Here is a 15,567-nt window from a genome sequence, read left to right on the forward strand (position 1 = left end):
CACAGCGTGTCCGGAAGCCCCTGTTTCTTAACCCGCCCTATTTGCTAGCAGGTTTGGGGGATTTGGGAAGGTGTTGGGGGCGCTGGCGTTTCTCATGCGGCCTTTGCGATAGTGAATAGGCAAGAATGGAGAGGGCACGCCGTGCCGCCCCCCTCTGCCCTGCCGGGCATCTCCCCCACAGGTGGGGAGATTGGCTGGGCGCGCTGGCTTCCCCAAACAACTAACGTCGGTCAGCACGGTGAAACGATAGAGGGGTGCGAAGGTTTGGCCGCTTGTGATCTCCCCACCCGTGGGGGAGATGCCCGGCAGGGCAGAGGGGGGCGGCCACGGCACGCCCTCCCCGTATTCCCTATCGAGACAGATAATCCTCCCATCCCGCATATTTTTCTCTCATCACACGCGCACCCGTCCCTTCCGCCGCAATAGCTTCACAATCAACCGACAGAAAGTTCATCCGGGAAACGACAACTAGGGAATGAAACATGGCGCCGATTCTGTCGAAGACTGTTCTGATGACTGCCCTTCTGGCCCTGCCGCTGGCAGCGGCAGCGCCTGTAATGGCGCAGGAGGCAAAGCCGCGCGAGGCGGTGATTTCGGTGACGGGGGATGGCGAATCGTCCGTGGCGCCGGATATGGCGGTCGTCACGCTTTCCGTCGTCAAGCAGGCGAAAACCGCCCGCGAAGCGCTCGATGAGAACAACAAGGCGATGAAAGACGTGCTCGACGCGCTGAAGAGCGGCGGCATTGCCGAGCGCGACCTGCAGACCTCCGGCTTTTCCATCCAGCCGCAATATAATTATCCGCAGCCGGTCGACGGCCAGCAGCAGCAGCCGCAGCTGATCGGCTACCAGACCATCAACGCGGTCACCGTCAGGCTGCGCGATCTTGCCAAGCTCGGCCAGGTGATCGACCAGTCCGTCACCCTCGGCATCAACCAGGGCGGCGACATCCAGTTCACCAACGACAAGCCGGAAGCAGCGATCGAAGAGGCGCGCAAGGACGCCGTCGCCGAGGCTGTCAAAAAGGCGAAGACGCTGAGCGAAGCGGCCGGCGTCAAGCTCGGCCGCATCATCGAGATCAACGAGAATGAGCCGCGCCCGCTGCCGCAGCCGGCCTATCGCGCCACGATGATGAAGGAAGCGGACGCGGCAGTTCCCGTCCAGGCCGGCGAGACCACTTACAATGTCAGCGTCACGGTGACGTTTGCGATCGAGCCGTGAAATGAAGGGGCATTGCGTCCTTCCGATGTGCGGCATTCAGACCGCTGATGAGGTCGGTCAATTGCTCTTTCGACGTGTTCGGGCTTGTGGCGTGAGCATTTGTCTTCGGTTGATAGGCGCCTGAGGGAGATCAGCCCCTCATCCGCCTGCCGGCACCTTCTCCCCGTTCTGACGGGGAGAAGGGAATATGCCGCATCCTCTTAATCCCCCACAAACCTCTCGTAGGACACGTCCCCTCTCCCCGTTTTTACGGGGAGAGGGTTAGGGTGAGGGGCAGTTGTGGGGCCGAAGCCAGGGCCAAGGGACGGCGCCGGGAAGGAGCGCAGCTGTCATCAAACAAGCTCACAAAAACAAAACCGCCCTTGCCGATCGGGGAGACTGGCAAAGGCGGTTCTGGCCGCCGCATCGGGGAGACGAGGCGGGATTCTGATTAATACGCGCGACGCAGCGCCGGGCAGCCGCGAACGTTGGCGAAGCTCATTTCGCCGGGGCCGCGGCGGGTCCAGCCCTGGACGACGACGCGGCGCGGGGTGATGTCGACGACGCGGGCGCGGCGGAAACCGTAGTCGCGGGCGAGATCTTCGGCGAGTCTCGGATCACAGCCGCGCGGGCGGCGCTCGAAGCCCGGAGGCGGACGGCGGTAATCGCGCGGCGGCTCACGGTCCTGATCGCCGATAATGATACTGAACTGCGCGGCGGCCGGGGCGGCCGTGCTGGCAAGGGTGCCTGTTATCAGCATGGCGGCAAGACCCGCCTTTGCCAGAAACTGCATCATCGAAAAACCTTTCGTTTCAAAGTCGGTGCGGCCAAGCCGCCGTCCCCCATCTCGCCTGAGGCGTCACCGGGAATCACTTATACGGATCAGAGAAGAGACGGCGGAAAGTGTCGCCGTCAAGGCAAAACGGCCGGCAAGCCTTGCATCGGCACTTGCCGGCCGGGTTCCGAATGCGCCGCGTGTCTTTTTGCACACGAAGGACGCTGCAGGCTCTCGGGCCGGTTCGTCAGCGCCGGATCACCGGGCAGCCGCGGACATTGGCGAAGACCATCCTGTCCCAGCCGCGGTGGTCGCGCCCGGCAACGACGACGACGCGCGGCGACATGCGGGTGATGTGGGCTCTATGCAGGCCGAAATAACGCGCCTTGCGCACCGCATGCATCGGTGAGCAGCCGCGGATCGGGCGATGATATTGCGCCTCGACGAGGAAACTCGTCTGCGGCCCGGCGGCAGCCGCCGTGGAAACCGTGGCCGGGATGGATGCAAGGGCGAGCACTGCGGCAAGGCAGGCCTTGGTGAGGAAATGCGTCATCAGGTGTCTCCGTCGATTGTCGTTGTTTTTTCAACCTCCCGCTGAGGGGATTGTGTCGACAATAAACGCCGTAAACTGAATGGTGCTCGAACCGGCCATTCAGTTTGCATTCACCAGAAGAGGAGCGTTCTCGGCGCCTTTGTCCGATGGGATTCACGCTCGATCCGCAGGCCCGACCTCTCAGGCGCCGAGATGCAGCACGATTTCGCGCCGGTGCGGCCGGTCGCGATGTTCGAAGAGGTAGATGCCCTGCCAGGTACCGAGCATCAGCCGGCCGCGCGCGACCGGAATGCCGATCGACACCTGCGTCAGCGCCGCTTTGATATGCGCCGGCATATCATCCGGCCCCTCGGCCCTGTGCACCACCCAGCCCATCGAAGGATCGGAGGCCGGCGGTACCAGGCGGCGGAAGAAGGAAAGAAGGTCGGTGCGCACATCCGGATCGGCATTTTCCTGGATCAGCAGCGAACAGGAGGTGTGGCGCACGAAGACGGTGAGAAGCCCCTCCTCCCGCCCCGCGGCATTGACGAAGGCTTCGGCCTGATCGGTGAATTCGTAAAGGCCTTGGCCGCGCGTGGCCAGGGTGAGGATCGTCTGGGGCACAGGCGCTCTCCGTCTCGCAATGATTTCCCCGGCGAGTTGGCGCACCAGGGGGACCAAGTCAATGCCCGGCTCGGCCAGCAGCCGGCAATCAGGGCCCGTTCACCAGCTTGAGAATGAGCTGCTGGACATTGCCGCCGTCGCCCATTTCCACCTTGTCGAAATCGCGGCCGCGCTGGCGCTGCCTGCCGGAGATTTCGCCGAGGCGGCGGGTCAGTTCGGCCCGGATCTTCTTGCACTCCGGGTCATCGGCAACCGTCAGCCCGATGCTCATCGTCTCGATTTCCTTGACCATCTCCTTGATCGTCTCGCCATGCACCCGCTCATGTGCCGCAACGCCCGATACGAAGCTCTCCCAGCTGCTCTTGACGGCGGGCGGCAGCGCGACCGAGGGCTTTGGCAGCGTATAGGTGATGATGAGCTTCGGCTTGTTGGTCGTGATGACGCAGGCGTTGCCCTGCGGTTCGTATTTCCGCGTCCAGGTCAGCTTGAACGTCGTATGCGCGATCACCCGGCTCGCACCGACCTCAGGTCCCCGCGCCCCGATCGATTCGTAGAGCGCAGCACCCGACGTGCCCGAAATCGCATAGGGCCGCACCTCTTCCACTGCCTGCCATCCCTCCGCCAGTGCTGCGGCCGGCAACGAGGCGAAAGCCGCCGCCAACATGCAAGATATGAATTCTGCCCTCACGCGCATCTCCGACAAGCAAAGTTTGGCGCGACCCTAACGGCAGCGATCGAAGCTTTCAACGCATCATGCGCCGGCAACCCCGTGTCAGCAGACGGCCCGTGCATGTCGATGCGACGGCTATTTTCCATAGGAATCAACGGCTAGCCGCGGGAACAATTGTCCTCACAAGTGATTTCTCCTCTGACGCGCAGGAAAGAACATGGCTCGCTACTATTTCGATCTGCACAATGGGGAAGGTCCAACGCGCGACGAGCACGGCACGGAGCTCAAATCTCGTGAAGACATTCCAAAAGAGGTGACCCGCATCCTGCTGGATGTGGCCCGCGACGAACTGCCCGCAACCGATCGCATGACAATCGCCGTCACTGTGCGCGACGAAAGGGGCGAGGCCGTCACGGTCGCCAGCCTCGTCTTCAGCAATGAATGGCTCGACATGCTGCGATAGCGGCCGCCGTTGACGGAGGCGCCGGCTTTATCGAAGCCAGGCCCGCCTCAGAAGGTGCCGGCTTCCGGAGAGGCCATTTCCTCGATGCTGTCGACCCGCTCGGGATAGAAGGCGAGATGATCCTTGATGTTGCTGACGGCGGCATTCGGCGCCTCATAGGTCCAGACGGCATTCTCGCCGCGTTCGCCGCCCGGAACGATGCTGTAATAGGCGGCATCGCCCTTATAGGGACAATGGCTGCTGTGATCGGTGCGGCGAAGCAGCGACATGTCGACATCCCTTCGCGGGATATACTGTACCGGCGGATAGGAGGCTTCGCGCAGCGTCAGCGCATCGCGGCTATCGGCGATCGTCCTGCCGCCGAGCGTGACGACGACGCGACAAGGGTTATGCTCGACGGTGATCGGGTGATCCGGCCCGGGGATCCTGATCGATTTCTCTGACATGGGTTCGTCTCCACAAGCGACCGATCCAGTGAAGATAGGGCGGGCATGCCGCCGGCCCAAGGTGTGAACGCTCCCTTTGCCGAGCGCGACCCGCATCAGAATTCGAAACGCGGCGATGCTGCGCTGAGCAGCGCCGTTTTCGGCGGCGCCGGCCAGATCTGCGCCAGCCGATCCGCGAGCGTCGCGACCAGCCTGCCGATATCCGCCTCGGCCGAGGCATGCAGCGCCTCGGCAACGATCAGCACCGACCGAGTCGCTTGCCGCACCGCCGAAAGCCCGCTCTGCCGGTTCGTCCAGCGCCGCGCATGCGCCCTTGCCTCGCCATCGGCGAAGATCACCTCGTTCGGCTCTGGATGTTCGATATCGCCGCCGAAGGTCAGATAGGTCTCGTCACCCGTCGCCCGCCGGACCTCGAGATCGCCGGCGATCTTTGCGACGTCGAAGACGGCAATGGGAATGGCGAAGGCGAGCGAGACCGCATTGCAGAGATCGACGAGCGGATGCAGGCGCGGCAGCGCATGCTCCTGACGGAAGCGGCGCAGTAGCGCTTCGGAGGCCGAGCGATATTGCGTCGGCTTCAGCCCCATGCGGGAAAAGCCGCGCCGCCAGGCCTGGATCTCCGGAAATTCGCCTTCCTGCGTTGCGGCCAGCCGGTCCTCGGCAATCACGCTGAAGCTTGTTATCGTCGCCTCGACATCGACATTCGCATGGATGCCGGTGGCATGGAGGGTGCCGGCGCGAAGCTCGGGAAAGGCCTGCCACAGGGCGGCGGAATGGTTGAAATGCATGGCCTATCTCCCCTCGGTCGGTTGGGTTGCGATGCGATTGCCAGCCAGAGCGAGCCCGAGCACCGCCGCGAGCACGCAGGCAATGCCGGCAAGCTGGCCGAAGCCGATCGGCTCGCCAAGGGTGACGAAGGCGAGCAGGACGGCGGACACGGGTGCCAGCGCGGTAAAGAGCGAGGCTTCCGTGCCGCTCACCCGTTCGGCCCCGGCATACCAGAGCAGGAAGCCGGCGACGGTCGGCACCAGTGCATAATAGCCGACGGCCGCCGCAGCGCTTGCGGAAAACCCTTGGGCGGACGGCGCCTCGAAGACGGCGGGGATGACGGCGACGGCAAAGCCGATACCGGTCATCAGCGTCGATTGGGCAAGCGGCGGGATATCGACCGTCAGCCGCTTGTTCAACAGGATGAACAGCCCCTCGCAGACGACCGCGAGCAGGATCAGCATATTGCCGGCGAGCGACCCGCCGGCCGCATCCGGCGTGAAGGCGATCGACAGCACGCCGGCCGTCGCCAGCGCCACGGCGAGTAGCAGGGCGGGCTGGGGGCGCTCGCCGAGCAGCAGGATGGAAATTGCCGCCGAGACCACCGGCAGCGTGCCGATGATGACGCCGGCATCGGCCGCCGATGTCAGGCTGAGGCCGGAGATCAGCAGCGTCGTATAGCCGACGCTGCCGGCGCCCGCCTGGATGACCAGGATCAGGCGATCCCGCCGGGCAAGCTTCGGCAGCCGCACGCCGGTCACCCGCATCAGCAGGAGAAAGACCGGAAAGGCGAGCGCGAAGCGCAAGGCGGTGGCAGTAAACGGCGGAAGGCCTGCGGCGATGAGTTTGCTGGCTATGACGGTGCTTCCGACCGTCAGCATGGCCAGCGTCAGATAGACATAACCTTGAACCTGTTTCGACATTCCGCGTCTCCTGTTGGATGCGCCGAGGAAACAGCAGGGGTTGGGTGAGGTCTTGAACGAAATTGCAGGGCGGCGCCTCGGCCAGCCCCGTCCTTCGAGGCCCCTTGCGGGGCGCCTCAGGATGAGGCTGGAGAGAGGTCGCATCCGGCGGCACCCAAAATCAGCCCTGATCCTGAGGTGCTCGCAGCAGTTTTGAAGGCAAACGCGGCCTTTCAGAGAGCCTCATCCTGAGGTGCCCGCAGGGGCCTCGAAGGACGAGGCGGGTGCTCCGAGGTTCGGTGACTGCAAGAAGCGGCGTTGAGCGTGCCCTTCGAGGCTTCGCCCTCATGGGCTACGCGCTTCAGGATGAGGGACCTTGGTGGGTGCCGCGCCATTAACCGTGGACGGCAGGAGGATGGACGGCCTTAAAGAGAGCCTCATCCTGAGGTGCCCCGCAGGGGCCTCGAAGGACGAGGCGGGTGCTCCGACCCTCGATGACTGCAAGAAGCAGCGTTGAGCGTGTCCTTCGAGGCTTCGCCCTCACGGGCTACGCGCCTCAGAGCCTGTGAATGTTTAGTGGCGGAGGCGATTTTATTGTGATTCTGTTGGGTCGTTGATTTGCTTGGAGGACGGTGATGGACGACGAGCTGTTCGAGGGATTGCCGGCGCAGGGATCGCGGCGCAGTGCTCAGGTGGGGCGCGGGGCGGCGCGCATGCGCGAGCCGGTGCGCGATCAGATCGAGTTGCGTGCCGTCGATATCGACAGCTTGATCGGCCAGGATCACGCGGTGCGCGTCATTTGGAGCTATGTCGAGGGGCTGGATCTGAGCGCGCTTGAAGGTCGGATCAAAGCGCGCGAGCACCGGCCGGGCCATCCGCCGATTTCGCCACGGCTTTTGCTGGCGCTGTGGCTCTATGCCAGCAGCGACGGTGTAGGCAGCGCGCGGGCTCTGGAACGGCTGTGCGAGAGCCACGACGTCTATCGCTGGCTGTGCGGCGGTGTCTCGGTGAACTATCACACGCTGTCGGATTTTCGGGTTGGTTGCGCCGATCTGCTCGACCGGCTGCTGGCCGAGCATCTGGCGGCGCTTGCCGATGCCGGCCTCGTCACTCTCGACAGTCTGGCGCAGGATGGCGTGCGGATCCGGGCGAGCGCGGGGGCCGCCTCGTTCGGCCGCAAGGCGAAGCTTGATCGACATCTTTCGATTGCCGAGGCGGTTGTGGATCAGCTCAAGCACGAGGTTGATGCGCGTTCGGATGCCAGCACTCGGCGTATCAAAGCGGCCAGGGAACGAGCGGCGCGCGAGCGTGGTGAGCGGGTCAGAGCAGCCCAGGTCGCTCTTGACGAGATCCAGCGCCAGCGTCAGGCGCGCGAAGAAAAGCGCGGCAATGGCAAAAAGCCGAAGGAGCCGCGCGCCTCCAGCACGGATGCACAGGCGCGGGTGATGAAGATGGCCGACGGCGGCTTCCGTCCGGGTTATAATGTGCAGGTTGCGAGCACGGCCGGTGAGCAGTTCGTGGTCGGGCTCGAGGTGACCAATGCCGGCTCCGATCGCGGCCTCATGCGGCCGATGCTGGAGCGGTTGCGCGCGTTAAGCGGCCATCTGCCGCGGCGCTATCTCGCCGATGGCGGCTTTGGCAGCGCTGAAGATATCGAGTGGGCGCACGGCGAAGGGGTTGAGGTCTTTTGTCCGCCCACTCAGTCCAAGCACGGAACCGATCCCTTCTTGCCGCGGCGCGGCGACGGTCCGGGTGTGTCGACCTGGCGGGCCCGCATGGCAAGCGAGGCGGGCAAGGCTCAGTACAAACCCCGATCGATCTGCGAATGCATCCATGCCCGCTGGCGCAACTGGAATCTGCGACAATTGACGGTCCGCGGTATCGAAAAGGTCCGTGCCGTCGTGCTCTGCTACGCACTCACCAACAATATCTTGCAAGGCCGTCGGCTTGCCAATGGATAGCTAGTGCCATCACCCAAACGCCAACTAGCGACCATCCGCACGCACCGCGCAATCGTCTAACGTTCGATTGCATCGGCCAGCCAAGACCGGCCAGAACCGCACCAACTCAAAAGCTTCACAAGCTCTCAGGATGAGGGCGGAGAGAGGGTGCCGCGCCATTAACAGTGGACGGCAGGAGGATGCACGGGCTTCAAGAGCCTCATTACGAGGTGCTCGCAGCGGTCTTGAGGGAGAACGCGGCCTTCAAGAGAGCCTCATCCTGAGGTGCCCCGCAAGGGGCCTCGAAGGACGAGGCGGGTGCTGCGACGTTCGATGACTGCAAGAAGCGGCGTCGAGCGTGTCCTTCGAGGATTCGCCCTCACGGGCTACGCGCCTCAGGATGAGGGACCTTGGTGGGTGCCGCGCCGTTAACCGTGGACGGCAGGAGGAGCACGGCCGTCAAGAGAGCCCCATCCTGAGGGGGTCGCAGCAGTCTTGAAGGCAAACGCGTCCTTCCAGAGAGCCTCATCCTGAGGTGTCCCACAGTGGCCTCGAAGGACGATGCGGGTGCTGGGGTGGCCTCGGATCGGGACTCGACCATCCCGATAGCGAAGCTCGACGTGACCGCTCAGAGAAAGGCGCCGGCATAGAGCCGCGGCGACAGGCCGTATTTGCGTACGAAGACGCGGGTCATGTGGCTCTGGTCGGCAAAGCCGCTGGCAAAGGCCGCTTCCGCCAGCGGCGTGCCCCGAGCAATCAGCCGGCGGGCGCGATGGATGCGGGCCTGGAGGAGATAGGCATGCGGCGTCAGCCCGGTCGCCTTGGCAAAACCGCGCAGCACCTGGAAGCGGCTGAGGCCGCTTTCCCGGGCGAGATCGGCAAGCGAGACGGCGGCAAGAGGATTGTCGTCGATCAGAGCCCGCGCTGCGCGGATGGAGGCCGGCACCGGCGGCCGCTCCTCGCGATCGCCGTCTTCCCGCATGACATCGGCGACGAGTTGCACCAGCAACTCCTCCAGGAGCAGCCCGTCGACCGCCTCTGCCTCGGTCATCGCGTCAAACAGCATCTCGAAGCGGGCGGCGATCGCGCCATTGCGGATGACCGGATGGGGGATTTCCTGCCGCCCTGCTCCGCCGCCGATCTCGCGCGACAGATGGGTGACGATCTCCGGATCGACATAGAGGATGCGCCACGATCTGCCGCGGCCGATCGGCGCGCCGTCATGCACCTCGTTCGGATTGACGGTGATGATATCGCCGGCCGCAGCCTCGACCATGCCGCGCCCGCTCAGCGACCGCTGCGCCCCTGACGAAACGAGGCCGATGCCGAACTGCTCATGCGTATGCCTGCTGAAGCTGTGATGCGTTGCCGCTTCCACCGCTTCGACCCCGGCCAGCGCCGAGCGCAGCATTCTGAACTGGTTTTTCGCCATCGTCCGTCCGCAGATCCGATTGCCGGCCACTCTGCCAGCCGGACGGGGATGGCGCAATGCTTAGAGCATGATGCCGAAAAGTGTGCGCGGTTTTCGGACGACATCATGTGCTAACTCTTTAATTTAGAACAGGACTCAAATTTGAGGCCGACCCGGCCTTAAATTATCCTGTTCTAGAAGAACTCGTCGAGCAGTTGGAAATAATGAAGCTTTGTCGCATCCGGAGCCGTCAGCCCGTAGCGTTCGAGGAAGGGCCGGATCAGCGCCTCGCCGAAATTAGAAGCGATGCTGCGGCAGGCGAGCGCGATATCCTGATGGCGGTCGGCGACACCAAGGCGGCTGCAATCGATATAGCCGGAGAATTTCCCGTTGGATGCAACGAAGTTCGGCAGGCAGGCATCGCCATGGGTGACGACGAGATCCTCGTTGCCGGGGCGCAGGCGCATGAGGTCGTCAAAGAGTGCCGCAGCGTTTTTTCCAAGCCGCGCCGCATCGAAATCCTCTTCATCGACAATTCCTGCCTCCATGCGCGCCTTGGCGGTGGGCAGGCGGTTTTCCAGCCGGTGATCGAAGGGGCAAGAGGCGATCGGCAGGTCATGGAGATCGGAAAGTGCCGCCGCCAGCAGTTCGACGCGCGCCATCGGCGTCAGCGCCGATGCGCTGACAAGATCGGCCCCCGGCAGCGCGCCGATCAGCAGCCAGTTGCGCTCGCCGTCGCTTTCGCGGGCGATGACGTCGGGGCACGGCAGGCCGGCGGCCTTGAGCCAGGAGAGCCGGGCGGCTTCATCGGCAAGCTCGCCGAACGGCCCGGCCGCCTCGACCTTCAGATAAAGCGCCGGCAGGCCCTCGCCTTCCAGCCGGAAGACGCTTGCGGCGGAACGGCCGAGCGCATCGCGTTCGAACCGGTAGCCGGACAGCCGCTCGCCAAGCGCTGCCGGCAATGTCTTGGAAAATGTCAATGCAGCGTTTCGGCGGGTGCTGCTTCGAGCAGGATCTCGAAGGCCTCTTCGAGCGCCGCCACCAGAATATCGGTCAGCTCGTCGCCCTTGTTTTCCAGGAACAGCGCGCTGACGGCTTCATCCTGACGCTCCAGAAAACGCTCGATCTCGTTCGACATATCATTGTCCCTTCTTCACCGTACCATCACGGCCATAGGGAGAGGCTAGATGCGGTTGCTTGCGTGTGGCTGGTTGCGGGCGGGAAAGATCACGGCGCGCTTTATTCATTAATATCATACTTCGAAAATTGGCTGCGAGGGATCGGCCCGCCGACCTGGTGGGCAAAGGACATCACTTTGGTAGCTCCCTCATCCACCTCGCAGCGGAAACGGACTTGGAACCACCCCTTGGCAGTGCCAAAGGCTGCATCCTTCACATCGAGAATGGTACCGGCGCGCAACCCGAAACTCGGCAATGCGAGCGGGAAATAAGCTGGCGATCCGTGAACAAGCTGGCCCTGGAGTTCGGTGGTGCAGAGCGTGGCCACTCGCTCTTTGCGTGAAAGCCCTTCCATCGCGGTCTGCGCAAGCACATTGCCATCTGCAGCCCGTGAAAACAGCGTTTTTGCGGCGGGCAGGTCGTTGGTTTCAGGCAGTGTTTTCGGTTTGTCAGCGCTCTTCTGCTCAGGCGGCTTGGTCTCCTCAAAAGTGGTCTTGGCGTCGCCGGACGCGTCTGTCGGCGGTCCGTTGCGCTCCGGCGAAACGTCCATCACAGCCACTTCGGGAAGCTTCACGTCATCCGGCACGGGTTTTGATGGGGGCGCCTCAGGTTTCGGCTCTTCGGCAACAGACTTCGGCGGCACCTGCCCTGAGGTGTGCTGCGGCGAAGTTTTCGCCGGTTTTCTTTCACCCTCGGAAGAATTTCCCGCAAGGAATTTGTCAGGGCCGCTATTTTTGTCCCCGAACGCGGTGACAGGGTTGAGAGTCGGCATCGGCGGTTTAGCTTGCTCGGAAGCCTTCTTTGCCGGCGGGGGCGGCGGCGGTGGTGGAGGTGGCGGTTGCTTCTTCGCCTGTTCCGGCGGCTTAGGCTCCGGCGGCTTCTCCGGCTTCTTTTCTTCCGGCTTCTTTTCTTCCGGCTTCTTCTCCTCCGGCGGCGGAACGAGCTCGACCTTCACGCTCTCGTCTTCAGGCGGCTTCGGCTCGATCTTCGGCAGCCCGAAAATGAGAAGGGCGATGAGCGGCACGTGCAGAAGCACGGACGCGCCGACGCCCCAGCGGATTTCAGGCCGCTGTTCTGGCGCTTCATGCGCTTCTGCCGGTTCGACGTCTTCTTCTGTCACAGCAGCGATGTGGCCTTTAAAGCCGGCAGCATCAAGCCACAAAAGCAAAAATCCGCGTGATCGCTGCCGCAGCTGTGGCCAGCAGGCCGTCATCAGTCAGCGCCACGCGGTCTCCGGCGCGCCGTGCCTTGGTATCCGAACCGGCTTGAGCAGCAGTCAGCCGAGCGAGCCGATGAGATCCCGATAGGCAGCCTCCGGGAACGCCTTCAGCGTCTCGGTGCGGACATTGCCCGCCATGGCGAGCGACAGCGTAAAATGCGCCATCACCGCGTCATCGGGCGCCTCGCAGACGGCGACCATGTCGTGTCCGCCCATCGTCAGATAGAACTGGTTGAAGGAGCCGCCGACGCCGGCGAGCAGCTTCTTCGCCGCGTCCAGCCGCTTTGTCGAATCGCGAACAGTGCGGATGCCTTGGTCAGTCCAATCGATCAAAAGAATGTAAGTGGTCATGTCGCACCTCCTAACGGAGGATTGGCCGACAGGTACACATCGACCTCGCTCGCGCGTCGCGATCGATCCTTTCCCCCGTGGGCCGCGATTATAGTCTTGTCACCAGGCAGCGACAAGAAAGCAGCCCTGATCATTGGTGTTAATCACCAAAGCAAAAGCCGGGCACGAGGCCCGGCTTTTCCAATCGCAATGGTGTCGAAACCTCAGCTGTCGAGGAACGAGCGCAGCTTGCGCGAACGGCTCGGATGCTTGAGCTTGCGCAGCGCCTTCGCTTCGATCTGGCGGATACGTTCGCGGGTAACCGAGAACTGTTGGCCGACTTCTTCGAGCGTATGGTCGGTGTTCATGCCGATGCCGAAGCGCATGCGCAGCACGCGTTCCTCGCGCGGCGTCAGCGAGGCGAGAACGCGGGTGGTCGTCTCGCGCAGGTTCGCCTGGATGGCCGCATCGATCGGCAGCAGCGCGTTCTTGTCCTCGATGAAATCGCCGAGATGCGAATCCTCTTCGTCACCGACCGGGGTTTCGAGCGAGATCGGCTCCTTGGCGATCTTCAGGACCTTGCGGACCTTTTCGAGCGGCATGGCGAGCTTTTCGGCCAGCTCTTCCGGCGTCGGCTCGCGGCCGATCTCGTGCAGCATCTGGCGCGAGGTACGGACGATCTTGTTGATCGTCTCGATCATGTGCACCGGAATGCGGATCGTGCGGGCCTGGTCGGCGATCGAGCGGGTGATCGCCTGACGGATCCACCAGGTCGCATAGGTCGAGAACTTGTAGCCGCGGCGGTATTCGAACTTGTCGACCGCCTTCATCAGGCCGATATTGCCTTCCTGAATAAGGTCGAGGAACTGCAGGCCGCGGTTCGTGTACTTCTTGGCGATCGAGATGACGAGGCGAAGGTTCGCTTCGACCATTTCCTTCTTGGCGATGCGCGCTTCGCGCTCGCCCTTCTGCACCATGTGCACGATGCGGCGGAATTCCGAGATCGAGATGCCGGTCTCGGTCGCCAGATTCTGGATCTCCTGGCGGATGTCGCGGATCGTCGTGTTTTCGCCCTTGGCGAATTCCTTCCAGCCGCGAGCGGCCAGATTGCCGATCGACTTCATCCAGTTCGGATCGAGCTCGGCGCCCTGATACTGTTCCAGGAAGCTATCGCGCTTGACGCCGTAGGATTCGGCCAGACGCAGCAGGCGGCCCTCGTTGGAAACGAGGCGCTTGTTGATGTCATAAAGCTGCTCGACCAGGGCGTCGATGCGGTTCTGGTTGAGCGACAGCGACTTGACGGCCTTGATGAGCTCATCCTTGAGCTCCTTGTAGCGGCGCTCCTGGGCTGAAGACAGCGTGCCGGACGCCGACAGGCGCTGCTCGACCTGCTGGTCCTGCAGCTTGCGCAGCTTCTTGTAGGTCTCGGCGATCGTATCGAGCGTCTCCATCACCTGCGGGCGAAGCTCGGCTTCCATCGCCGCCAGCGAAAGGTTGGATTCGTCCTCGTCCTCTTCCTCCTCTTCGGGAGGCAGGCCTTCGCCGCCGACATCGGTGATGTCGTCGTCGCCGGAGCGGGCGCGGCGGGTCTTTTCCTTTTCCTCGGCAGCCTTGCGGTCGGCCTCGATCTTCTCCGGGCTCTGGAACTGCGGCGCAGCCTTGGCCTCAGGACCGGAATAGGTGGTTTCGAGATCGATGATCTCGCGCAGCAGCGTCGTGCCTTCGTTGAGCTCGTCGCGCCAGATGATCAGCGCCTGGAAGGTCAGCGGGCTCTCGCAGAGGCCTGCGATCATCGTCTCGCGGCCGGCCTCGATGCGCTTGGCGATCGCGATTTCGCCTTCGCGCGACAGCAGCTCCACCGAGCCCATTTCGCGCAGATACATGCGCACCGGATCGTCGGTCCGGTCGGTCGGTTCTTTCTTCTTGGCGGTCGCCAGCGCGGTGCCGCCGGAAGGCGCGAGTTCGCCGCCTTCGCTGTCTTCGTCGCCGCCGGCATCGTCGTCATCGCCGCCGCCGGAAGCGCCGGCTTCCTCGGCTTCTTCGTCCTCGATGACGTTGATGCCCATGTCCGACAGCATCGACATCGTGTCTTCGATCTGCTCGGACGTCACTTCCTCGGACGGCAGAACGGCGTTGAGCTCATCCATCGTCACATAGCCGCGCTTCTTGGCGGCCTTGATCATCTTCTTGACCGCGTCGTCGGAAAGATCGAGAAGAGGGCCGTCGCTTGCGCCGTCGCGTTCGACTTCCGCGTCTTCGTTCTCTTTGACCTTGGTTGCCATTTATATCGTCGCCTTCCTGACGCTATCCAATCTCGCTACGGTGAATGGGCCGCCTCAGGGCCGGACGCGTCGCTCGCGCCGCCCTAGAATCACCTTTGCCCACCTAACGGGATGACATTTAAAGCCTGATTAACCACGATCGCCGGCACCGGACAGCAAAGCTTTTTTGCTTTTGGAGTTCCGGCCATGGTTGCGCGATCCGCCTTGACCCAGTTCACCGTTTCAACAAGTCGAACGGTGATTCCCACATTTTTTGTTCTCGTCAAGCTTTTCCAGAAAAAAAGCTCACGAAATATCGGAAAAAGCCTTATCCACAGGCTTTGAACCGCGGCTGCGATTGCGAACCTTATTTAAGAAGCGTCGAACAAAAGACAAGGGCAGCTTAGATTTTGCCCGTCGCAGCAGTTGTTTCGGCCGTTTTTGCAGTTTTTCCGCGGTATATTCGCCGTTCCGGCAGACACCATTGCTCCGTGCCTAATGCGCGGCACCGTCATAGGCCGTCACTTTCAGCGTGCCGAGATCGATCGCGGGGATGCAGCGCAGATTGATCGACGCCATGGCAGCGCCATTCGGGGCCACCCCCTCGCCGAAGGGCGCAATACCGCACTTGGCGCAGAAGTGATGCCGGATGACATGCCTGTTGAAAGTATAGGTCGAGATATTCTCTTCCGGCGTCTTCAGCACCAGCTTCTCACGCGGCACGAAGGCCAGAAGCCCGCCGCGCCGGCGGCAGAGCGAACAGTTGCAGTCGAGCGCCTCGCTGAATTCGCCTTCGACCTCGAAAGCAACGTTGCCGCAATGGCAGCTTCCTTCATAAATCATCTTGTC

17 protein-coding genes are annotated in these 15,567 nt (G+C 63.0%); 3 read left to right on the forward strand and 14 right to left on the reverse strand.

All coding sequences use genetic code 11. The annotated features are described in order from the left end of the window. Positions 1–482 precede the first annotated feature (482 nt). On the forward strand, positions 483–1,220 hold the full coding sequence (locus tag AMC88_RS15195; protein ID WP_064825485.1) for an SIMPL domain-containing protein: 738 nt from the start codon (positions 483–485) through the stop codon (positions 1,218–1,220). Between the two features lie 430 nt (positions 1,221–1,650). On the opposite strand, the gene AMC88_RS15200 is transcribed toward AMC88_RS15195, so the two are convergent. The 4 genes from AMC88_RS15200 to AMC88_RS15215 all read right to left on the reverse strand — a co-directional run bounded on the left by AMC88_RS15200 (position 1,651) and on the right by AMC88_RS15215 (position 3,824). After that, positions 1,651–1,995 carry a hypothetical protein gene (locus AMC88_RS15200; protein WP_064825486.1) on the reverse strand — a complete coding sequence of 115 codons (345 nt, stop codon included), beginning with the start codon at positions 1,993–1,995 and terminating at the stop codon, positions 1,651–1,653. Positions 1,996–2,221: 226 nt separating this feature from the next. Beyond that, a complete protein-coding gene (locus tag AMC88_RS15205; protein ID WP_004677722.1) occupies positions 2,222–2,527 on the reverse strand; it encodes a hypothetical protein in 306 nt (101 codons plus the stop codon). 180 nt (positions 2,528–2,707) lie between these two features. Next, the gene (locus AMC88_RS15210; RefSeq protein ID WP_064825487.1) at positions 2,708–3,130 is read right to left on the reverse strand and encodes a secondary thiamine-phosphate synthase enzyme YjbQ; all 423 of its coding nucleotides are present in this window, start codon (positions 3,128–3,130) and stop codon (positions 2,708–2,710) included. An 88-nt stretch (positions 3,131–3,218) separates the two neighbouring features. Further along, a complete protein-coding gene (locus AMC88_RS15215) occupies positions 3,219–3,824 on the reverse strand; it encodes a DUF922 domain-containing Zn-dependent protease (protein WP_064825856.1) in 606 nt (201 codons plus the stop codon). 193 nt (positions 3,825–4,017) lie between these two features. On the opposite strand from AMC88_RS15215, the gene AMC88_RS15220 reads away from it, so the two are divergent. After that, positions 4,018–4,263, forward strand: a complete 246-nt coding sequence (locus AMC88_RS15220; protein ID WP_012484593.1) for a DUF6894 family protein — start codon at positions 4,018–4,020, stop codon at positions 4,261–4,263. A gap of 47 nt (positions 4,264–4,310) precedes the next feature. On the opposite strand, the gene AMC88_RS15225 is transcribed toward AMC88_RS15220, so the two are convergent. The 3 genes from AMC88_RS15225 to AMC88_RS15235 all read right to left on the reverse strand — a co-directional run bounded on the left by AMC88_RS15225 (position 4,311) and on the right by AMC88_RS15235 (position 6,400). Beyond that, positions 4,311–4,709 carry a DUF427 domain-containing protein gene (locus AMC88_RS15225; protein WP_012484594.1) on the reverse strand — a complete coding sequence of 133 codons (399 nt, stop codon included), beginning with the start codon at positions 4,707–4,709 and terminating at the stop codon, positions 4,311–4,313. A 95-nt stretch (positions 4,710–4,804) separates the two neighbouring features. Continuing rightward, complete coding sequence (locus AMC88_RS15230; RefSeq protein ID WP_012484595.1) at positions 4,805–5,497, reverse strand: B3/B4 domain-containing protein; 693 nt, start codon at positions 5,495–5,497, stop codon at positions 4,805–4,807. Between the two features lie 3 nt (positions 5,498–5,500). Next, on the reverse strand, positions 5,501–6,400 hold the full coding sequence (locus AMC88_RS15235; protein ID WP_012484596.1) for a DMT family transporter: 900 nt from the start codon (positions 6,398–6,400) through the stop codon (positions 5,501–5,503). A gap of 614 nt (positions 6,401–7,014) precedes the next feature. Here AMC88_RS15235 and AMC88_RS15240 point away from each other — a divergent pair. Beyond that, positions 7,015–8,340 (forward strand): IS1182 family transposase, encoded by a 1,326-nt coding sequence (locus tag AMC88_RS15240; protein ID WP_049772018.1) that lies wholly within the window; start codon positions 7,015–7,017, stop codon positions 8,338–8,340. A gap of 607 nt (positions 8,341–8,947) precedes the next feature. On the opposite strand, the gene AMC88_RS15245 is transcribed toward AMC88_RS15240, so the two are convergent. From AMC88_RS15245 to AMC88_RS15270, 7 genes are all read right to left on the reverse strand, one after another. Next, positions 8,948–9,751: an AraC family transcriptional regulator gene (locus tag AMC88_RS15245; protein ID WP_012484597.1), complete on the reverse strand. Its 804-nt coding sequence runs from the start codon at positions 9,749–9,751 to the stop codon at positions 8,948–8,950. A 173-nt stretch (positions 9,752–9,924) separates the two neighbouring features. Then, the gene (locus AMC88_RS15250; RefSeq protein ID WP_012484598.1) at positions 9,925–10,710 is read right to left on the reverse strand and encodes an APH(3')-II family aminoglycoside O-phosphotransferase; all 786 of its coding nucleotides are present in this window, start codon (positions 10,708–10,710) and stop codon (positions 9,925–9,927) included. Next, positions 10,707–10,868, reverse strand: coding sequence for a hypothetical protein (locus tag AMC88_RS33665; protein ID WP_004677707.1), 162 nt, complete (start codon positions 10,866–10,868; stop codon positions 10,707–10,709). The genes AMC88_RS15250 and AMC88_RS33665 overlap by 4 nt, the downstream gene beginning before the upstream one ends. A 101-nt stretch (positions 10,869–10,969) precedes the next feature. After that, the gene (locus tag AMC88_RS15255) at positions 10,970–12,070 is read right to left on the reverse strand and encodes a DUF930 domain-containing protein (protein ID WP_041683711.1); all 1,101 of its coding nucleotides are present in this window, start codon (positions 12,068–12,070) and stop codon (positions 10,970–10,972) included. 114 nt (positions 12,071–12,184) lie between these two features. Continuing rightward, on the reverse strand, positions 12,185–12,478 hold the full coding sequence (locus AMC88_RS15260) for a GYD domain-containing protein (protein WP_004677701.1): 294 nt from the start codon (positions 12,476–12,478) through the stop codon (positions 12,185–12,187). 203 nt (positions 12,479–12,681) lie between these two features. After that, a complete protein-coding gene (rpoD, locus tag AMC88_RS15265) occupies positions 12,682–14,739 on the reverse strand; it encodes an RNA polymerase sigma factor RpoD (protein WP_004677699.1) in 2,058 nt (685 codons plus the stop codon). A gap of 474 nt (positions 14,740–15,213) precedes the next feature. Beyond that, a complete protein-coding gene (locus AMC88_RS15270; protein ID WP_064825488.1) occupies positions 15,214–15,561 on the reverse strand; it encodes a GFA family protein in 348 nt (115 codons plus the stop codon). Positions 15,562–15,567 lie beyond the last annotated feature (6 nt).

The sequence above is a fragment of the Rhizobium phaseoli genome (genome assembly GCF_001664385.1).
Classification (GTDB): Bacteria; Pseudomonadota; Alphaproteobacteria; order Rhizobiales; family Rhizobiaceae; genus Rhizobium; species Rhizobium phaseoli.